Origin of the sequence: Blastococcus carthaginiensis (assembly GCF_030731085.1) — a bacterium.
Classification (GTDB): Bacteria; Actinomycetota; Actinomycetes; order Mycobacteriales; family Geodermatophilaceae; genus Blastococcus; species Blastococcus carthaginiensis.
Genome location: NZ_JASNFN010000037.1, coordinates 1 through 15,878, shown reverse-complemented (window position 1 = coordinate 15,878; position 15,878 = coordinate 1). Strand labels below are relative to the sequence as shown.

Here is a 15,878-nt window from a genome sequence, read left to right as displayed (position 1 = left end):
CGTGCCTGGCGCGGGGAGTGCTCGGACGGCAGGGCGACGGGGCAGCGAGTGGACCACCTGGCCCGCTGTCCGCGAGCAGCTGCGCCGCCGCTGGGACCGTGGCGTGTTCCTGAGCGCCCACGCTGCCGGCCTGCCGTTCGAGCCGTTGGACCTGCCCATCCACGGGCCCGGTCCCCGCGACATCGGCGACCGGTTCGACGACGTCCGCGCTTGGCGGGCCGGCTGGGGCGGTGTGCCCAGCGGCGTCCGGGTGGTCGAAGCGCCGGTCGGCGGGCGGCTGATCGGGGTCAACCACCTGCCGGCCCGGGTCGTCGTCGAGACCTGGGCCGACCTGACCGCCGTCCTCGGAGTCCGACGTGACGCCGAAGCGTTCGACGCCCGACTCGCATCCGCTCGGGAACTGGCACCGGCCCTGGTCGACTGGATGACCCGCTTCCCCATGCGGGTGCTGGCGGCCGGCGAGGACTGGACCAGGCTGGTCACCACGGTGCTCTGGATCGACCACCGGGCCCGGCCCGGCAGCTATCTGCGCGAGATCGACGTGCCGGGTGTCGACACCAAGTTCGTGGAGACACACCGCGGGCTCCTCGCCGACCTGCTGGAACAGCAGCTGGCGCCGGGACGGATCGACGCCACCCGTCCCCGGTCGGACTTCGCCGGCAGATTCGGCTTCCGGAGCAAACCCGACTACCTCCGCCACCGGCTGCCGCCGGAGCACGCCGGGCCGTTCCGCGAGATCGCCGTCCGCATCGAAGAGCTGGCACACCAGCCCGTCGACGCCGAGACCGTGATCGTCGTGGAGAACGAGATCACCTACCTCGCCCTGCCGCCCCGACCCCGCACCGCGGTGCTCCTGGGTGGGGGCTACGCAGCCCGCCGGCTCACCCCGCTGAGCTGGCTGGCCGATGTCGACCTCCGGTACTGGGGGGACATCGACACCCACGGCCTCGCCATCCTCGACCGGCTCCGCGCGGCCTTCCCGCAGACCCGATCGATGCTGATGGACCAGGCCACGCTGCTGGGCCACCGCACGCAGTGGGTGCGCGAGCCGACCCCCACGTCAGCGACCCTCACCCGGCTCACCCCCGAGGAGAGCGAGTTGTACACCGCCCTGGTCACCGACGTCTTCGGCTCGGCCGTCCGGCTGGAGCAGGAGCGGGTGCGAATGTCCCTCGCCGAACAAGCCCTGCGCACCGGCGCATGACGGTTCCGGGGACCCGACGACGCCAGCCGACTGCTACACCTGTGCTACGGATACGCTACAGTGAGCGCCGTGAAGGTCGCCTCGCGGGAGTTGCGCAATGACACCGCCGGAGTGCTGCGCCGCGCCGCGGGAGGGGAACGGGTCCAGATCACCGTCAACGGTGAGCCGGTGGCCGAGCTGGGGCCGTTGAGCCAGGGCCGGCCGCACTGGACGAGCAGCGCGCTCCTGGCCGAACGGCTCGAGGGCGTCCAGGCCGATCCCGCTCTCGGCGAGGAGTTGCAGACCCTCTCCGGCGGCACGGACGAGCTCCGGCCGCTCGAGTGACCCGCGGCCTGCTGGACACCAGCGTGTTCATCGCCCGCGAGGGCCGCCGGCTGGACAGCGCGCAGCTGCCCGAGCAGGTCGCCGTCTCGGTAATCACCTACGGGGAGCTGCGCGCCGGCGTCCTCGCCGCCACCGACCTGTCCGTGCGCTCGCGCCGGCTGAGCACCCTGCAGGCCGTGGCGGAGCTGAACCCGCTGCCGATCGACGCGGCCGTCGCCGACGCATGGGCGGAGCTACGACTGCGGATCGCCCAGGCAGGCCGGCGGATGAACGTGAACGACACGTGGATCGCGGCTACCGCGCTCGCGCACGACGTCCCGGTCGTCAGCCAGGATGCCGACTTCGACGTCCTCGCCGGGATCAGCCCGCTCCGCGTCGTCCGGGTCTGAGAACACCTTGTGCTCCGACCCTTCGCAAGCTAAGGAAGGGGATCGGGGTCGGCGCCGGCCGGTCCGGGATCAGGTGAACAGGCCGCAGATGTCCCCGGCCGTCGGCGGCCCCGGACAGCGTCCCGCCGTCGTCGCACTCCGCCACGGTGGTGCAGGGGTGCGTGCCGGCTGCCGACCACCGTGGCGGCGAGCCGGCTGTCCCGGCGGGAGCAGGAGTGGTCGAGATGCGGTCCTGCGCCGCGCAGGTCGTGCCGCAGCGGAACGCCTCGCCGCCCACCGAACGGCGGATGACGGATCGGGTGAGCATCGGCTGCAGTTCCTGCAGCACGGCCGGAGGCCATCGACCGGCGGGTCCACGGCGGCCGTCGCCCACAGGCCCCGCGACCGATGCACGGCGCGGCGCCGCCCGGCGCGCTAGCGCCCCCCGCCCGGCGCGAGGCGGACCAGGCCGGCCTCGACGGCGACGGCCGCCGCCCCGGCGCGGTTGCCCACGCCGAGCTTGGTCAGCAGGTGCTCGACGTGGGTGGCCACCGTCCGCTCGGTGACGCCGAGGGCGCGGGCGATCATCCGGTTGGTCGCCCCGGCCGGCAGCGCGGCGAGCACGTCCAGCTCGCGCCGCGACAGCCCGGACGGCGGGGACACGACCCGGTGCTCGACCACCATCCACCGACCGGCCGGCCGGGCCTCGACCGCCAGCAGCTCGGCACCGCGGATCACCAGGAGGTGCCGGCCCAGCCGCGACGGCCACGCCGTCGGGGTGAGCAACGCCGCCAGCGGCGACCCCGGGGCCACGAGCTCCGGCCGGGCCTCGGCGGTCAGCGCCACCGGCGGTCCGCCGTCCGGCCGCCAGCACAGCACCCCCACGCCGGCGGGCACCGGTGCCGCCAGCGGCAGCCCGTCGAGCGGGTCGACCAGCCCGGTGAGGTCGGCGGACAGCAGCCGCAGCAACCCGGCCACCTCGTCGTCCACGCTCTCCGCTGCGGTGCTGGCGTGCACCGAGCCGACGTACCGGCCGCCGGCCGACAGGCACAGGCTCACCCCGTCGGCGAACCGCGCCGGGGTGATCACCTGGTCGAACATCGGCCCGCGCCGGTCGGCCGGGGCGATGTCGCGCACCCGCAGCGGCCGCCCGGAGTCGCGGACGACGGGGAAGAGCGGGTCCTCGTGGAAGGCGAGCTCCATCGCGGCCAGCGCCTCGTCGCCGTACCCGGCGGCGGCGAGGGTCTCGTGCCGGCCGGCGACCGGGTCCCAGCGCTCCACCGCCGCGCCGCAGCAGGGCAGCAGCGCCTCCAGCGCCCCGAGCACCGTCTCGGCGCGGGCGGTCCCGGTCGGACCCTCGCCCCGCGCCACCGCGTCGGCGGCCTCACGCACGGCCAGCGCCGCCACCATCCGCTCCGTGCGCACGACGCACCTTCGCACGAGCAGAGCACACCGCACATCCATCGTGCACTCGGCAGTTCGACCGATGCACGACCGTCCGCGGCCACGGCACGCTCCCCGCACCCTGCGAGCGAGAACGAGGAGCACCCATGGACGTCGCCGAGTACACCGAGCACGACGCCACCGGCCTGGCCGAGCTGATCGCCGCCGGCAAGGTCAGCGCGGCCGAGGTCCACGACGCCGCCCGCACCGCGATCGAGTCGGTGAACGGCGAGCTCAACGCGCTCGTCGGCCCGCTGTTCGACCGGCCCCTGCGGCACGACGAGGGCGGCCGGTTCGCCGGCGTCCCGTTCGCCATCAAGGACCTCGTGCTGCACGCCGAGGGCGTTCCGCAGCGGGCCGGCAGCCGCATGCTCGGCCCCGGCGTCCCCTTTCCGTACGACACCGCGCTGATGGCCCGCTTCCGCCGCGCCGGGCTGGCCGCCATGGGCGTCACCGCCACCCCCGAATTCGGCTTCAACGCGACCACCGAGTCGGTCGCCAACGGCCCGACGCGCAACCCGTGGGACACCACCCGCTCCCCCGGCGGCTCCAGCGGCGGGTCGGCCGCGCTGGTCGCCGCCCGCGCGCTGCCGGTGGCGCACGCCAATGACGGCGGTGGTTCGGTGCGCATCCCGGCCGGCGCCTGCGGTCTGGTGGGGCTCAAGCCGACCCGGGGACGGACGACGGTCGCCCCCGACTACCAGGACCCGCTGCTCGGCCTGGGCGTCGAGTTCGCCGTCACCCGCACCGTGCGCGACGCGGCCGGACTGCTCGACGCCGTGCACGGCGCCGAGCCCGGCGACCGCTACCTGCTGCCCGCACCGGCGTCCACCTTCGCCGCCGCCGCGCGCCCGCCGTCCGGGACGCTCCGCATCGCCGTCTCCACCGCCGCACCCAACGGCGCGCCGGTCGACGCTGCCTGCGTCGAGGCGGTGCAGGCGGTGGCCCGGGCGCTGGCCGACACCGGGCACACCGTCGAGGAGGCCGCGCCGGCGTACGACGTCGCCGCCTTCGACGAGGCCAACCTGGTCGCCTGGTGCAGCTTCCTGGCCGATGCCGCGTACGGCATCGCCGCCGTGCTGGGCACCGAACCCTCGGCCGAGGTGCTCGAGCACACGACGCTCGCCTGCGCCGAGCACGGCAAGCGGCTCAGCGCCCTGGACCTCTACGCCGCCGACCGCGCGTTCAACGCGACCACCCGCGCCGTGGCCGGCTTCTTCACCGGCTACGACCTGCTCCTCACCCCGACCGCGGCGGCCCCGAACACCGCTCTGGGGCACCTGGACGCCGACGACGCCTCCCTCGACGCCCGCGGCTGGTACGACCGGCTCTTCGCGTTCGCGCCGTTCACCGCGCTGGCCAACGTCACCGGCGCCCCCGCGATCAGCGTCCCCGGCCCCACCTCGCCCGATGGCTGGCCCGTGGGCGTGATGTTCCTGGGCCGCCCCGCCGCGGAGGAGACCCTGCTGGGCGTCGCCGCGCTGCTCGAGGAGGCGCTGCCGTGGGCCGACCGGCGTCCGCCGGTCGTCGCGCACTGACAACCGTTGACCGCCGCCGCGCCAGGGGGAAGCGTGGGGCGCTCCGTGCCCGAAGGAGCTGTCATGACCACGACGCCCGTTCCGTCCACCGGCACCGCCACCCGGCCCGGCCACCCGCTCGCCCGGCTCACGGCCGCAGAGATCACCGAGGTCCGCGGCCTGGTCGCCGACCTGCTCACCGGGTCGACGGCGTTCGTCTACGTCGGCCTGGAGGAGCCGCTGAAGGACGACGTCCTCACCTGGGAGCCGGGCGTCGAGCTGGACCGCCGGGTGCGCGTGCTGCTGCTCGACCGGGCGACCGGGGACGCGCGCGACCTGTCGGTCTCGCTGACGCAGCGCTCCGTCGTCCGCGACGTGGTGGTCGACGCCGCCGCCGAGGGTCAGGTACCGATCCTGGAGGCCGAGTTCGAGGCGATCGAGCCGATCCTGGCCGAGGACGAACGGTGGGTCGCGGCCATGCGCAAGCGCGGGCTGGACGTGGCCGACGTCCGGGCCGTGCCGCTGTCGGCCGGCATGTACGGGTTCTCCGACGAGGTCGGCCGGCGGATGATCCGCGTGCTCGGCTTCCACCAGCGCGACGAGCAGGACCTGCCGTGGGCGCACCCCGTGGACGGCGTCGTCGCCTACGTCGACCTGATCGCGGGGACGGCGACGGCCGTGCACGACGTGCTCGACCTGCCGGTGCCCGGGGAACCGGGCCAGTGGGACGCCGAGCCGCACGCGCAGCCGCCCCGCACCGACCTGAGGCCCATCGAGATCACCCAGCCCGAGGGGCCCAGCTTCACCGTCGACGACGACGAGGTGCGTTGGGCCGACTGGCGGTTCCGCATCGGCTTCGACGCCCGCGAGGGGCTCTCGCTGCACCAGCTCGCCTTCGACGGCCGCTCGGTCGTGCACCGGGCGTCGATCGCCGAGATGGTGGTGCCCTACGCCGACCCGTCACCGGTGCGGTTCTGGCAGAACTACTTCGACACCGGCGAATACCTGTTCGGCCGGTTCACCAACTCCCTCGAGCTCGGCTGCGACTGCCTCGGCGAGATCCACTATTTCGACGCGGTGCTGGCCGACGAGAGCGGCAGCCCGCGGACGATCGGCAACGCGATCTGCATGCACGAGGAGGACTTCGGCGTCCTCTGGAAGCACACCGACCTGTTCACCGGCATGGCCGAGACCCGGCGGCAGCGACGGCTGGTGATCAGCTTCTTCACCACGGTCGGCAACTACGACTACGGCTTCTACTGGTACCTCTACCTCGACGGCCGCATCGAACTGGAGTGCAAGGCGACCGGGGTGCTGTTCTCCTCCGCCTACCGCGACGGGCACCCGTACGCCACCGAGGTCGCGCCCGGGCTCGGGGCGCCGTTCCACCAGCACCTGTTCTGCGCGCGGCTGGACATGGCCGTCGACGGGCGGCACAACGAGGTGCACGAGGTCGACGCCGTCCGGGAGCCGGTCAGCGACGCCAACCCGTACGGCAACGCGTTCGGCCGCCGGGCCACCGTGCTGACGCGCGAGGCCGAGGCCCAGCGGACAGCCGACGCCTCGGTCGGGCGCACCTGGCACGTGGTCAACCCGTCGGTCACCAACCGGCTCGGCCAGCCGGTCGGGTACGCGCTGTACCCGCAGCAGCAGCCGACGCTGCTGGCCGACGAATCGTCGTCGATCCACAAGCGGGCGACCTTCGCGGCGAAGCACCTGTGGGTCACCGCCTACGACGACGCGGAGCGCTATCCGGCCGGGGAACTGGTGAACCAGCACCCCGGAGCCGGCGGGCTGCCGAGCTGGACGGCCGCCGACCGCCCGCTGACCGGTCCGGACGGCGCAGGTGCCGACCTCGTGCTGTGGCACGTGTTCGGCCTGACCCATTTCCCGCGGCCCGAAGACTGGCCCGTCATGCCCGTCGACCGGACCGGCTTCAGCCTCGTGCCGGTCGGCTTCTTCGAACGCAACCCGAGCCTGGGCGTGCCGCGGTCGACCTCCTCGCACTGCGGCTGACACACGCCGGCATCAGAAGCCCGACCGGGGCACGCCCTTACCCGGGTCGATGCGGGTCGGACCGGACGCCGACGGCTCGACCGGGAAGTCGAAGATCCCCGTCGGCAGGTAGACCGTCGCGCACGAGTTCGGGATGTCGACCACCCCCGACAGCCGGCCCTCGATCGGCGCCGCACCCAGGATCATGTAGCCCTGCTCGGGCGTGTAGCCGAACTTCGTCAGGTAGTCGATCGCGTGCAGGCAGGCCCGCTGGTAGGCCAGGTCGGAGTCGAGGTAGCGCTGCTCGCCGTCCACGGTGACCGAGGTGCCGGAGAAGGCCAGGTACCGGTCGTAGCGGGGCTCGACGTTGCCGGGGATGAAGATGGCGTTCTGGCTGACCCCGTAGGTCTCCATCCCGCCGCGGATGAGGTCGACGTGCAGGTCGATGAACCCGCCCATCTCGATGGCGCCGCAGAAGGTGATCTCGCCGTCGCCCTGGGAGAAGTGCAGGTCACCGACCGAGAGGTTGGCGCCGGGCACGTAGACGGGGTAGAAGACGCGGCTGCCCTTGGAGAAGTTCTTGATGTCCTGGTTGCCGCCGTTCTCCCGTGGTGGCGCCGTGCGCGCGGCCTCGCCGGCCACCCGGTCGAAGTCCGCGCCGGACAGCGCGCCGAGGATCGCGTCGTCGGGCAGCGGCGGCAGCGCCAGCGGCGGATTGCGGTCGGGGTCGGTGGCGATGAGCGCGGCCTCGCGCCGGTTCCACGTCGCGAGCAGGTCGGCCGAGGGCGCCGTCCCCATCAGCCCGGGGTGCACGATGCCGGTGAAGGAGACGCCGGGGATGTGCCGGGAGGTGGCCGTCTGCCCGGCGAAGTCCCAGATCGTCTTGTAGGCGTCGGGGAAGAAGTCGGTGAGGAACCCGCCGCCGTTCTGCTTTGCGAAGATGCCGGTGTAGCCCCAGCCCTGCCCGGCCAGCGGCCCCGAGTCCTCCTGCGGGATCGGCCCCAGGTCGAGGATGTCGACCATCAGCAGGTCGCCGGGCTGCGCGCCTTCCACGGCGATCGGCCCGGACAGGCAGTGCACCCGCGACAGCGGCGCGTCCCGCACGTCGTCGGCCGAGTCGTCGTCGTGGATCGCCCCGTCGAACCATTCCCGGCAGTGCACCCGGAACGACTCTCCCGGCCGCACGGTCACCGCCGGCGGGATGTCGGGGTGCCAGCGGTTGTGCCCGACCAGCTCCTGGTCGGTAAAGCTGCGGCTGGAGTCCAGCGGGAAGACGACCTCGGGCATCACGGACCTCCGGAAGTGGGTCAGGGACGGGGCAGCCGGGCGAGCGCCGGATTCGTCGCCACCTGCGGCGGAGTTCGCCGGGAGGGGACGGCGGAGACGACCGCGGGCTCGTCGGCCGTGCACTCCGTGCGGTCGAGCAGCGCCCGGTTGGCGGCCGACCCGAAGGACAGCTGCGGAGTGGTGAACACCCGGGGCGCGAAGCTAGCGCAGTCGGGGCAGGGCTCGCGATCGGCCGCGGTGCCGATCGGGCGGGCGACCTCGAGCAGACCGTGGTCGACGCAGCGGTACTGGTAGACGGCCATGACGACCCCTCCTGTCCGGTCGGCGGACATCCACCGGCTGGGCGGGCGCCCGACCCGAGCCTCTGGGGAACACCACGGCGCGGCCAGCCGAGGAGGGATCACCCTGTCGTGGCCGGGCGCGTCGTGACGGAAGGGTCCGGGTCGGTGACCAGCCGGCGCCCGGATCAGTCGCCGGTGTAGGCGGCGACGCCGAAGTGCTGCTCGCCGTCCTCGTCCACCTGGACCAGCACCGTGTAGGCCTGGCCGCCGATGATGGCCGCGCAGGTGTCGCCGTCGCACTCGATGGTCTCCACCTCGCCGCCCTGCTCGGCCAGCGCCCGGGTGACCGCGGCCTCGGTGGCGGCGTTGTCGTCGTCGATGCCGCCGCGCCACAGGATGAGGCCGGCGATGGCGATCGCCGCGACGACGATCGCGACCAGCGCGGCGATCAGCAGGCCGCTGTTGCGCGACGCCCAGCCGGGCTCGCTCGCCTGCTGCCCGTCCGGGGCGGGTGCCGCGCCGCCGGGGACGCCGGCGCCGGGGACGACCCCGCCGGGCAGGACGCCGGCGCCGGTGCCGTCGGTGGGCCCGGCGGCGGCCGGCACGGGCGGGACCACCGTCGGGTCGGGGCGGCCCGAGCCCGCCGTGGCGCCGCTCGGATTCGGGTTGTCGGTGCTCATGGGAGGGCGTCCTTCATCGGGGTGCAGGTCATCGGGTACGCGGGCACCCGGGAGCCGGGGGGCGGCCGGCTGACGCGGGAGACCCTGCCACAGCGGAGCGGCCGCGCCGCGGCACGGGCGGCGATCCACAGCGAACTGCCAGCGGACGCACAGCGCCCCGGACCTCGCGGAGGTCCGGGGCGCGGGTGCGGTCAGACGGTGGTCGGCGTCCGGTCGGCCGGGCGGCGACGCACCGAGCGCACCGTGCGGACGGCGGCGCTGCGGGCGAGCTCACGGATGGGCCCGGTGTCCCACAGCTGGCGGGGCGCCTCGGCCGGCTCCTCGGCGGCGGGCGCCTCCGGCTGCGCCCGCGCGGCCTCGGTGCGAGCGGCGACCTCGGCCAGCGCGGCCCGGCGGCGGGCCAGGATCGCCTCCTTCTGCCGGTCGACCCGCTCCCGCTCGGCGAGCACCAGCAGCTCCTCCTTGGCCTGCGCGACGGTGCGCCGCGACTCCTGCGCCATCTCCTCGAGCTCGACGTCGCCGGAGTCGCGCAGCTGCACCAGCCGGTCGTAGGCGGTGGGCGGGCTGAAGTTCAGCAGCAGCTTCATGAGCACGGGGAGCACCTCGACGCACATGAACAGCAGCGAGAGCATGAACTGCGCGGCGGCGAGCGTCATGTTGCGGCCGCCGAGGCGGTCGAGCGCCTCCAGGCGCAGCAGGATGCCGCCCGAGCCCTCGTTCTCGACGTCGAACGCGGCCTGCTGCCGGTCCAGCTCGGCGGTCAGCCGGGTCAGCTCGGCCCGGTCGGCGTCCAGCGAGGAGCCGGCGAGGGCGGCGCTGCGCCCCTCGGCGGCGGCGACGGCGGCGACCGCGGTGTCGAGTTCGGCGCGCGCCGCGGTGACGACGGCGGTCTGCGCGTCGGCCGCGGCCCGGGCCTGCAGGTAGGCCTCCCCGGTCCCGGCGTCACCCGTGCCGCAGGTGCCGTCCAGCTCGCACTGCGCCTTGGCGTCCAGCTCGCGCTGCAGCGTGACGGCCCGGTCGTAGGCGGCCTGCTTCTCGGTGACGCCGGCGCGCACCACCGCCAGCCCGGGGTCCGCCACTCCCCCGCTGGCGACGACCGCCTCCTGCGTGGCGATGCGCTCGCGCAGGTCGGGGAGGCCGGCGAAGCGGCTGTCGGACTCCAGCGCCACGCGGTGCGCGTCGGCGGCCTCGGCCTGCATCGCCACGATCTCGGTGTCGATCTCCTTGCTGAACACCTGCAGCGTCAGCGGCGTGGCGACGACGACGCCGAGCACCAGCGCCAGCCCGACGCGGGGCACGGCCATGACCAGGTTCCGCTTGAGCGAGGAGTCGTGCGCCATGCCGACCAGCAGCATCCGGTCCAAGTTGACCACGACCGCACCCCAGCCCAGCCCCACCAGCACCGCCAGCGGCCACCAGACGCCCAGCGCCATGCCGACGGCGAAGGCCGCGGAGACCGCGGCCAGCGCGCCGGTGCTCAGCAGGACACCGCCGAGCGCCACGAACCGCTGCCGCGCCCCGGGTGCGGCGGCCAGCACGTCCGGTCGCGCGCCGGCCAGGACGGCCAGCCCGTCGCCGATGCGCCGTCGTCGCTCGCTCATGCAGTGCACCCCCGGGTGACGGGGATCGAGAAGGACCGTCACCCACGAGTGCTCATCGGCAGGCCGAGCCGGTCACGGCACCGTGATCCGGCTCGCCCCGCCGGAGGTCACATCCCTTCCTCGGTGCTCGGGGTGCCGTCCTCCCCGTCGACGCTGTTGTCGTCGGTCTGCCCGGGCGGGACGTCCTCGTCGAGCACGGTGTCGTCGTCCTCGTCGAGGCCGCCGGTCCCCGGGTCGGTGCCGTCGGGGTCCTCGTCCCCGCCGTCCACGGGGTCCTCCGAGCCGACCTCCTCCTCCTCGAACTGCTCCTCCGTCACGCCCTCGTTGACGTCCGCCTCGTCGTCGCCCCCGCAGCCGCTGAGGCCCAGTCCGGTGGCGAGCAGCGCGCCGGCGAGCGCGCGTGTGGTCCTGCGCATCGGTCCTCCCGTGGTTCGTGTGCCTGGCCCTCCGGTGCCCACCGGCGTCGCTCGCCACGCACCGGGGACCGGAGATGACACGGCTTCGACACGAGGACCGGGACGGGACGTCAGCCGGGTGCGCTCCACCCCGGGTCGCGTCCGGTGCGGCCGAGCAGCCGGTGCAGGGCGGGCGCGTCGTCGGGCACCGGCACGACCGGCCCGAACAGGCCCTCGGGGTCGTCGGCCGGGTCGCTGCGGTCGCCGACGAACTCCAGGCACGCCTGCACCGCGGCCGGGTCCGGGCGGTAGGGCTGCCCGGTGGCGGCGGCGAGGTCCCAGCCGTGCACGAGCACCTCGTCCAGCGCCACCAGCGCCATGGCCGCCGCGGGCATCCGCACCCCGGCCACTTCGGCCTCGCCGGCCCGGGCACCCGGTCGCCGCCAGGCGGTGGTCAGCGCCTCGAGGCGGGCGGGCAGCAGGGTGCGCCAATCGGGCGCGAGGGCGTCCGCGTCCGCCGACGGGCCGCCGTCGAAGGGTGCCTTCTCGGCGGCGAGCCGGAACGCCAGCGCGAGCCCGAGCAGGTGGTCGAGCAGGCCGGCCACCGGCATGCCGGAGCACGGTGTCGGGTCGCGCAGCTGGTCGTCCCGCACGCCGGCCACCACCCGCGCCAGCTCGGTCGTCGTCGGTCCCAGGTCCACGGTCGTCGTCTCCATGCGGATGGGACGGCCGGGAACACCGGAACTCATCGCGTGCGGCAGGCTGGACCGGTGAGCGATCCCTTCGACCTCCGCCGGTTCGTCGACGCCCAGACCCAGACCTACGACCAGGCGCTCGGCGAGCTGCGCGCCGGCCAGAAGCGCACCCACTGGATGTGGTTCGTCTTCCCGCAGGTCGAGGGCCTGGGCAAGAGCGGCATGGCCCAGCGCTACGCGATCTCCGGGCTCGACGAGGCCCGGGCGTACCTGGCGCACCCGGTGCTGGGGCGGCGGCTGGCCGAGTGCGCCCGGGCGCTCACCGCGCTCGACACCGAGGACGCCGTCGCCGTGCTCGGCCCGGTCGACGCCCAGAAGCTGCGCTCGTCGATGACGCTGTTCGCACGGGCCGACCCCGGGCAGCCGGTGTTCCGCGAGGTGCTCGACCACTACTTCGGCGGCGCGGAGGACGACGCGACGACGAGCCGCCTCCGACCGTCGTAGGCGCGCGGCGGCGACCGCGGTCACCGGAACGCAATGACCGCCCGCGTGTGAGCCGGTGCGGCACCGGGCACGGCCCCCCGGTGAGTGAGAACACGAGCGGATCCGGATACGTCGAAGCCGAGTTCACGCGCGACTCCAAGTACATCTCCGACCGCATCACCGCCGACGGCTCCAGCCCCTGGCCGGTCGAGCCGGGGCGCTACCGCCTCGTCGTGGCCCGGGCGTGCCCCTGGGCGAACCGGGCGGTCATCGCGCGCCGGCTGCTGGGCCTCGAGGACGTCATCTCGATGGGGCTGTGCGGGCCCACCCACGACGAGCGCAGCTGGACCTTCGACCTCGACCCCGCCGGCCGCGATCCGGTGCTGGGCTACGAGCGGCTGCAGGAGGCCTTCCTCGCCCGCGACCCGGGGTACTCGCGCGGCATCACGGTGCCGACGATGGTCGACGTCCCCAGCGGCGCCGTCGTCACCAACGACTTCCCGCAGATGACCCTGGACCTCTCCACGCAGTGGACCGCCCACCACCGCGAGGGTGCACCCGACCTCTACCCCGAGCACCTGCGGGAGGAGATGGACGAGGTGATGGAGCGGATCTACCAGGAGGTCAACAACGGCGTGTACCGGTGCGGGTTCTCCGGCTCGCAGCGCGCCTACGACAAGGCCTACGACCGGCTGTTCACCGCGCTGGACCGGCTCAGCGACCGGCTCGAGCACCGCCGCTTCCTGATGGGCGGGCAGGTCACCGAGGCCGACATCCGGTTGTTCACCACGCTGGCGCGATTCGACACCGTCTACCACGGCCACTTCAAGTGCAACCGGCAGAAGCTCAGCGAGATGCCGGTGCTCTGGGCGTACGCGCGCGACCTGTTCCAGCTGCCCGGGTTCGGCGACACGATCGACTTCCCGCAGATCAAGGAGCACTACTACGTCGTCCACGCCGACATCAACCCGACGCAGATCATCCCGCAGGGCCCCGACACCTCCGGCTGGCTGATGCAGCACAACCGCGACCAGCTCAGCGACCGGCCGTGGGGCGACGGCACGCCGCCCCCGCCCCCGCCGGCCGGTGAGCGGGTGCCTGCTGACCACGGCCCCGGGGGCATCGGCCACCGCTGACCGGCTGACCGCACCGGGTCCCGACGTCCTGCGGACGGCGGACGGCGGAACCCGGTGCGGTCAGCCGGTCAGCGCCTGGCGAAGTGGCTCACGCAGGCGCCCTGGTTGCGGAACACCGGGTCGGTGCTGGTGGCCCAGCCGCCGTCCTTGCAGTCCTGCTTGCCGGTCAGCCGCACGGCCGGCTGGACGTCGTACGTGGTGGTGTCCCCGCCCACGGTGATCCCGATGCCGTCCACGTACGCCGTCATCGCACCGTGCCGCCCCACGTTCACCGCGAACCCGGTGATCGTCGATCCCTCGCCGTAGAACTCGACCAGCGTGGCGAGGTCGGTGGGGGTCCGGTTCGAGCCGGGGGTCGCCGAGCTGAACGGCTGGATGCTGGGCGTCCACCAGCCCCCCGCGCTGCTGCCGGCGCTGGTCGTGGTGTCCCAGTCCTGCCAGGTCCCGTCCGCCATCGCGAAGCCCGCCTTGTTGGCCTCCCACACCAGCGTCACGAAGTCGTCCTCGCCCTCCGGGTCGATCGTCACGTTGATCGACGGGCCGTAGCCGGGCAGGCCGGTGCTGTACGTGGAGTAGGTGACCCCGTTCAGCTCCGCCAGCGGACGGCCGTTCAGGAGGCTGGTCTCCAGGCGTGCCTTCTGGGAGGTGTCGACCGCGAGCTGGTAGACGTGGGTCCCCCACGGGTCACTCCCGGCCGCGGGCGTGGCCACGACCTCCCCGGTGCCCGTCGTGGGCGTCGGCGCACCGGTCTCCGTGTGATGGGTGCTGCTGAAGTACCAGTCCGCCCCCTCCTCCGGGGTGATCGTGACCGTCCCGGCCGCGAGAGCCGGGCCGGCGGCCAGGATCCCCGCGAAGGCGGTGGCGCTGCAGACGGCGGTGAGGCGTCGGGTGGTCGGCATGGAGGTCTCCCCGTGGGGTGAGCAGGCGGTTGGCCGCCGCATCAGACCACCCCGGACAGCCCGCGTCCATCACCTGGCGCAGCACCTCGCGACCGGCAGGTCGTGCTCGCGTGGGGACAGGGGCACCTGTGGACGACGCCGTCGCCGCTCCCCGCGACCTGCCACGGTGTCGGGCATGACGACCTCCCCGCTCGCCGATGCCCGCGTCCGCTCCGCCGCCGAGCTCACCGACCGCTGGCGGTCGGTGCTCGACCCCGCGACCTTTCCCGCCCGCAGCCTGTGGCTGACCTGGTTCGACGCCGGTGGCCGCCAGCTGCCGGTCGTCGTCCCCGTCGACGACCTCCCCGCCCTCCCGGAACCCGCCCTGCTGGTGGGGCTCCGGGAGGTGCACGGCTCGGTCGTCGACGACCAGCTCGGCGGCACCGGGCACCTGGCGCTGGCGCTGTGCCGGCCGGGCGAGCCGGTGGTCACGGCGGAGGACGAGGTCTGGGCCGCGGAGCTGCGGGCGGTGCTGGACGACGACCTCGTCGCGGGCACCTGGAGCCTGCACGTGGCCGCCGCGGGCACCGTGCTGCCGCTGGTCGAGGGGTGGGGCCGCTAAGAGCCCCCGCCAGTAGGTGAGGTCGCGCCGTTCGGCGTGGCTGATCGGCAAGGGCAGGCACGAGGGCCACGCTCGCGAAGGTGCTAACGCTCCGTGAACTGTGGACGCCTCGTGCCTGCCGTCCCATCGTGCATCCTTGACCCGCTGCGCGAGGAGTTCCTCACCCTGCTGCCTGTGCGTGTCGATGAGCATCCGTTGGGCTGTCACCGGCCGCGCATCGACGATGCCGTGGTGTTCGGCAAGCTCGTCGAGGCGCTGGTGTTCGGCGCCGGCTACGAGCGCATCGCCGACGACTCGTGCTCGGCCACCACCATGCGTCGCCGCCGGGACGAGTGGATCGCCCTGGGAGTGTTCGACCGGCTGCGACTGGCCTGCCTGGATGCCTACGACAAGATGATCGGCTTGGACCTGGCCGACGTGGCCGTCGATGGATGCACCACCAAGGCCCCGTGCGGCGGGGAATGCGCCGGTCGCAGCCCGGTGGACCGGGGCAAGGGCGGGCTGAAACGGTCCCAGCTCACCGACGGCGGCGGCATCCCGCTGGCCACGGTGTCCGCGCCGGCCAACACCGTCGACCACGCCCTGCTGCCCCAGACGCTGGACGCGCTCAAGGACTTCCAGCCGCTGCCGGCCGGTGCGACGGCGCATCTGGACGCCGGCTACGACTACCGCCCCTGCCGCGAAGCACTCGACGAACGAGGCCTGCTCGGTCAGATCGCCCACCGCGGCGAACCCGCTCCCATCCAGGTCGGCAAGCGTTGGGTGGTGGAGCGGACCAACTCCTGGCTCAACAACTTCGGAAAGCTGCGCCGCTGCACCGAACGCCGCCAGGTCTGCGTCGACGCCTACCTGGCGCTGGCTGCCGCCATCGTCACCGTCCGTGCACTGTGCCGGGGCGCCTGGCGCCTCTACCGCTGGGACACCCGGCCAAGATCACCACGCATCCGCTGACCTACTGGCGGAGGCTCT

Annotated in this window: 17 protein-coding genes; 9 read left to right on the top strand and 8 right to left on the bottom strand. The window is 73.9% G+C overall.

Translation table 11 applies throughout. The annotated features are described in order from the left end of the window. Position 1: 1 nt before the first annotated feature. The 3 genes from QOZ88_RS20995 to QOZ88_RS20985 all read left to right on the top strand — a co-directional run bounded on the left by QOZ88_RS20995 (position 2) and on the right by QOZ88_RS20985 (position 1,917). Entirely contained in the window at positions 2–1,204 is a 1,203-nt protein-coding gene (locus tag QOZ88_RS20995; RefSeq protein WP_306001641.1) for a DUF3322 domain-containing protein, read from the top strand. 69 nt (positions 1,205–1,273) lie between these two features. After that, positions 1,274–1,528: a type II toxin-antitoxin system Phd/YefM family antitoxin gene (locus QOZ88_RS20990; protein WP_306001640.1), complete on the top strand. Its 255-nt coding sequence runs from the start codon at positions 1,274–1,276 to the stop codon at positions 1,526–1,528. Next, positions 1,525–1,917, top strand: coding sequence for a type II toxin-antitoxin system VapC family toxin (locus QOZ88_RS20985; RefSeq protein ID WP_306001639.1), 393 nt, complete (start codon positions 1,525–1,527; stop codon positions 1,915–1,917). The genes QOZ88_RS20990 and QOZ88_RS20985 overlap by 4 nt, the downstream gene beginning before the upstream one ends. Positions 1,918–2,331: 414 nt before the next feature. Here QOZ88_RS20985 and QOZ88_RS20980 read toward each other — a convergent pair whose 3' ends face one another. Beyond that, positions 2,332–3,321 (bottom strand): helix-turn-helix transcriptional regulator, encoded by a 990-nt coding sequence (locus tag QOZ88_RS20980; RefSeq protein WP_306001638.1) that lies wholly within the window; start codon positions 3,319–3,321, stop codon positions 2,332–2,334. A gap of 125 nt (positions 3,322–3,446) precedes the next feature. Between QOZ88_RS20980 and QOZ88_RS20975 the strand changes: the two genes are divergently transcribed. Together QOZ88_RS20975 and QOZ88_RS20970 are read left to right on the top strand one after the other, a co-directional pair. Next, positions 3,447–4,877: an amidase gene (locus tag QOZ88_RS20975; protein ID WP_306001637.1), complete on the top strand. Its 1,431-nt coding sequence runs from the start codon at positions 3,447–3,449 to the stop codon at positions 4,875–4,877. Positions 4,878–4,940: 63 nt separating this feature from the next. After that, on the top strand, positions 4,941–6,872 hold the full coding sequence (locus QOZ88_RS20970) for a primary-amine oxidase (RefSeq protein ID WP_306001636.1): 1,932 nt from the start codon (positions 4,941–4,943) through the stop codon (positions 6,870–6,872). 12 nt (positions 6,873–6,884) lie between these two features. Here QOZ88_RS20970 and fmdA read toward each other — a convergent pair whose 3' ends face one another. The 6 genes from fmdA to QOZ88_RS20940 all read right to left on the bottom strand — a co-directional run bounded on the left by fmdA (position 6,885) and on the right by QOZ88_RS20940 (position 11,844). Then, the gene (fmdA, locus tag QOZ88_RS20965) at positions 6,885–8,138 is read right to left on the bottom strand and encodes a formamidase (RefSeq protein WP_306001635.1); all 1,254 of its coding nucleotides are present in this window, start codon (positions 8,136–8,138) and stop codon (positions 6,885–6,887) included. Between the two features lie 20 nt (positions 8,139–8,158). Continuing rightward, positions 8,159–8,440, bottom strand: coding sequence for a zinc ribbon domain-containing protein (locus QOZ88_RS20960; RefSeq protein WP_306001634.1), 282 nt, complete (start codon positions 8,438–8,440; stop codon positions 8,159–8,161). 164 nt (positions 8,441–8,604) lie between these two features. Further along, positions 8,605–9,099, bottom strand: a complete 495-nt coding sequence (locus QOZ88_RS20955) for a hypothetical protein (RefSeq protein ID WP_306001633.1) — start codon at positions 9,097–9,099, stop codon at positions 8,605–8,607. 191 nt (positions 9,100–9,290) lie between these two features. Further along, on the bottom strand, positions 9,291–10,700 hold the full coding sequence (locus QOZ88_RS20950) for a DUF4407 domain-containing protein (protein WP_306001632.1): 1,410 nt from the start codon (positions 10,698–10,700) through the stop codon (positions 9,291–9,293). A 107-nt stretch (positions 10,701–10,807) separates the two neighbouring features. After that, complete coding sequence (locus QOZ88_RS20945; protein WP_306001631.1) at positions 10,808–11,116, bottom strand: hypothetical protein; 309 nt, start codon at positions 11,114–11,116, stop codon at positions 10,808–10,810. Between the two features lie 110 nt (positions 11,117–11,226). Next, entirely contained in the window at positions 11,227–11,844 is a 618-nt protein-coding gene (locus QOZ88_RS20940) for a TIGR03086 family metal-binding protein (RefSeq protein WP_306001630.1), read from the bottom strand. Between the two features lie 21 nt (positions 11,845–11,865). Here QOZ88_RS20940 and QOZ88_RS20935 point away from each other — a divergent pair, with 21 nt between their 5' ends. Beyond that, entirely contained in the window at positions 11,866–12,294 is a 429-nt protein-coding gene (locus QOZ88_RS20935; protein WP_306001629.1) for a DUF1810 domain-containing protein, read from the top strand. An 80-nt stretch (positions 12,295–12,374) separates the two neighbouring features. Continuing rightward, the gene (locus QOZ88_RS20930) at positions 12,375–13,409 is read left to right on the top strand and encodes a glutathione S-transferase family protein (RefSeq protein ID WP_306001628.1); all 1,035 of its coding nucleotides are present in this window, start codon (positions 12,375–12,377) and stop codon (positions 13,407–13,409) included. A gap of 68 nt (positions 13,410–13,477) precedes the next feature. Here QOZ88_RS20930 and QOZ88_RS20925 read toward each other — a convergent pair whose 3' ends face one another. Further along, entirely contained in the window at positions 13,478–14,308 is an 831-nt protein-coding gene (locus tag QOZ88_RS20925; RefSeq protein WP_306001627.1) for a hypothetical protein, read from the bottom strand. Between the two features lie 175 nt (positions 14,309–14,483). Between QOZ88_RS20925 and QOZ88_RS20920 the strand changes: the two genes are divergently transcribed. Next, complete coding sequence (locus QOZ88_RS20920) at positions 14,484–14,909, top strand: hypothetical protein (protein WP_306001626.1); 426 nt, start codon at positions 14,484–14,486, stop codon at positions 14,907–14,909. Between the two features lie 111 nt (positions 14,910–15,020). Further along, positions 15,021–15,860, top strand: a complete 840-nt coding sequence (locus tag QOZ88_RS20915) for an IS5 family transposase (protein ID WP_306001625.1) — start codon at positions 15,021–15,023, stop codon at positions 15,858–15,860. Positions 15,861–15,878 lie beyond the last annotated feature (18 nt).

Bases quoted from the DNA above. Each gene is read 5' to 3' on its own strand.
- QOZ88_RS20960 (WP_306001634.1), bottom strand. From the start codon at position 8,440: ATGGCCGTCTACCAGTACCGCTGCGTCGACCACGGTCTGCTCGAGGTC.
- QOZ88_RS20950 (WP_306001632.1), bottom strand. From the start codon at position 10,700: ATGAGCGAGCGACGACGGCGCATCGGCGACGGGCTGGCCGTCCTGGCC.
- QOZ88_RS20920 (WP_306001626.1), top strand. From the start codon at position 14,484: ATGACGACCTCCCCGCTCGCCGATGCCCGCGTCCGCTCCGCCGCCGAG.
- QOZ88_RS20970 (WP_306001636.1), top strand. From the start codon at position 4,941: ATGACCACGACGCCCGTTCCGTCCACCGGCACCGCCACCCGGCCCGGC.
- QOZ88_RS20975 (WP_306001637.1), top strand. From the start codon at position 3,447: ATGGACGTCGCCGAGTACACCGAGCACGACGCCACCGGCCTGGCCGAG.
- QOZ88_RS20945 (WP_306001631.1), bottom strand. From the start codon at position 11,116: ATGCGCAGGACCACACGCGCGCTCGCCGGCGCGCTGCTCGCCACCGGA.
- QOZ88_RS20955 (WP_306001633.1), bottom strand. From the start codon at position 9,099: ATGAGCACCGACAACCCGAATCCGAGCGGCGCCACGGCGGGCTCGGGC.
- QOZ88_RS20925 (WP_306001627.1), bottom strand. From the start codon at position 14,308: ATGCCGACCACCCGACGCCTCACCGCCGTCTGCAGCGCCACCGCCTTC.
- QOZ88_RS20940 (WP_306001630.1), bottom strand. From the start codon at position 11,844: ATGAGTTCCGGTGTTCCCGGCCGTCCCATCCGCATGGAGACGACGACC.
- fmdA (WP_306001635.1), bottom strand. From the start codon at position 8,138: ATGCCCGAGGTCGTCTTCCCGCTGGACTCCAGCCGCAGCTTTACCGAC.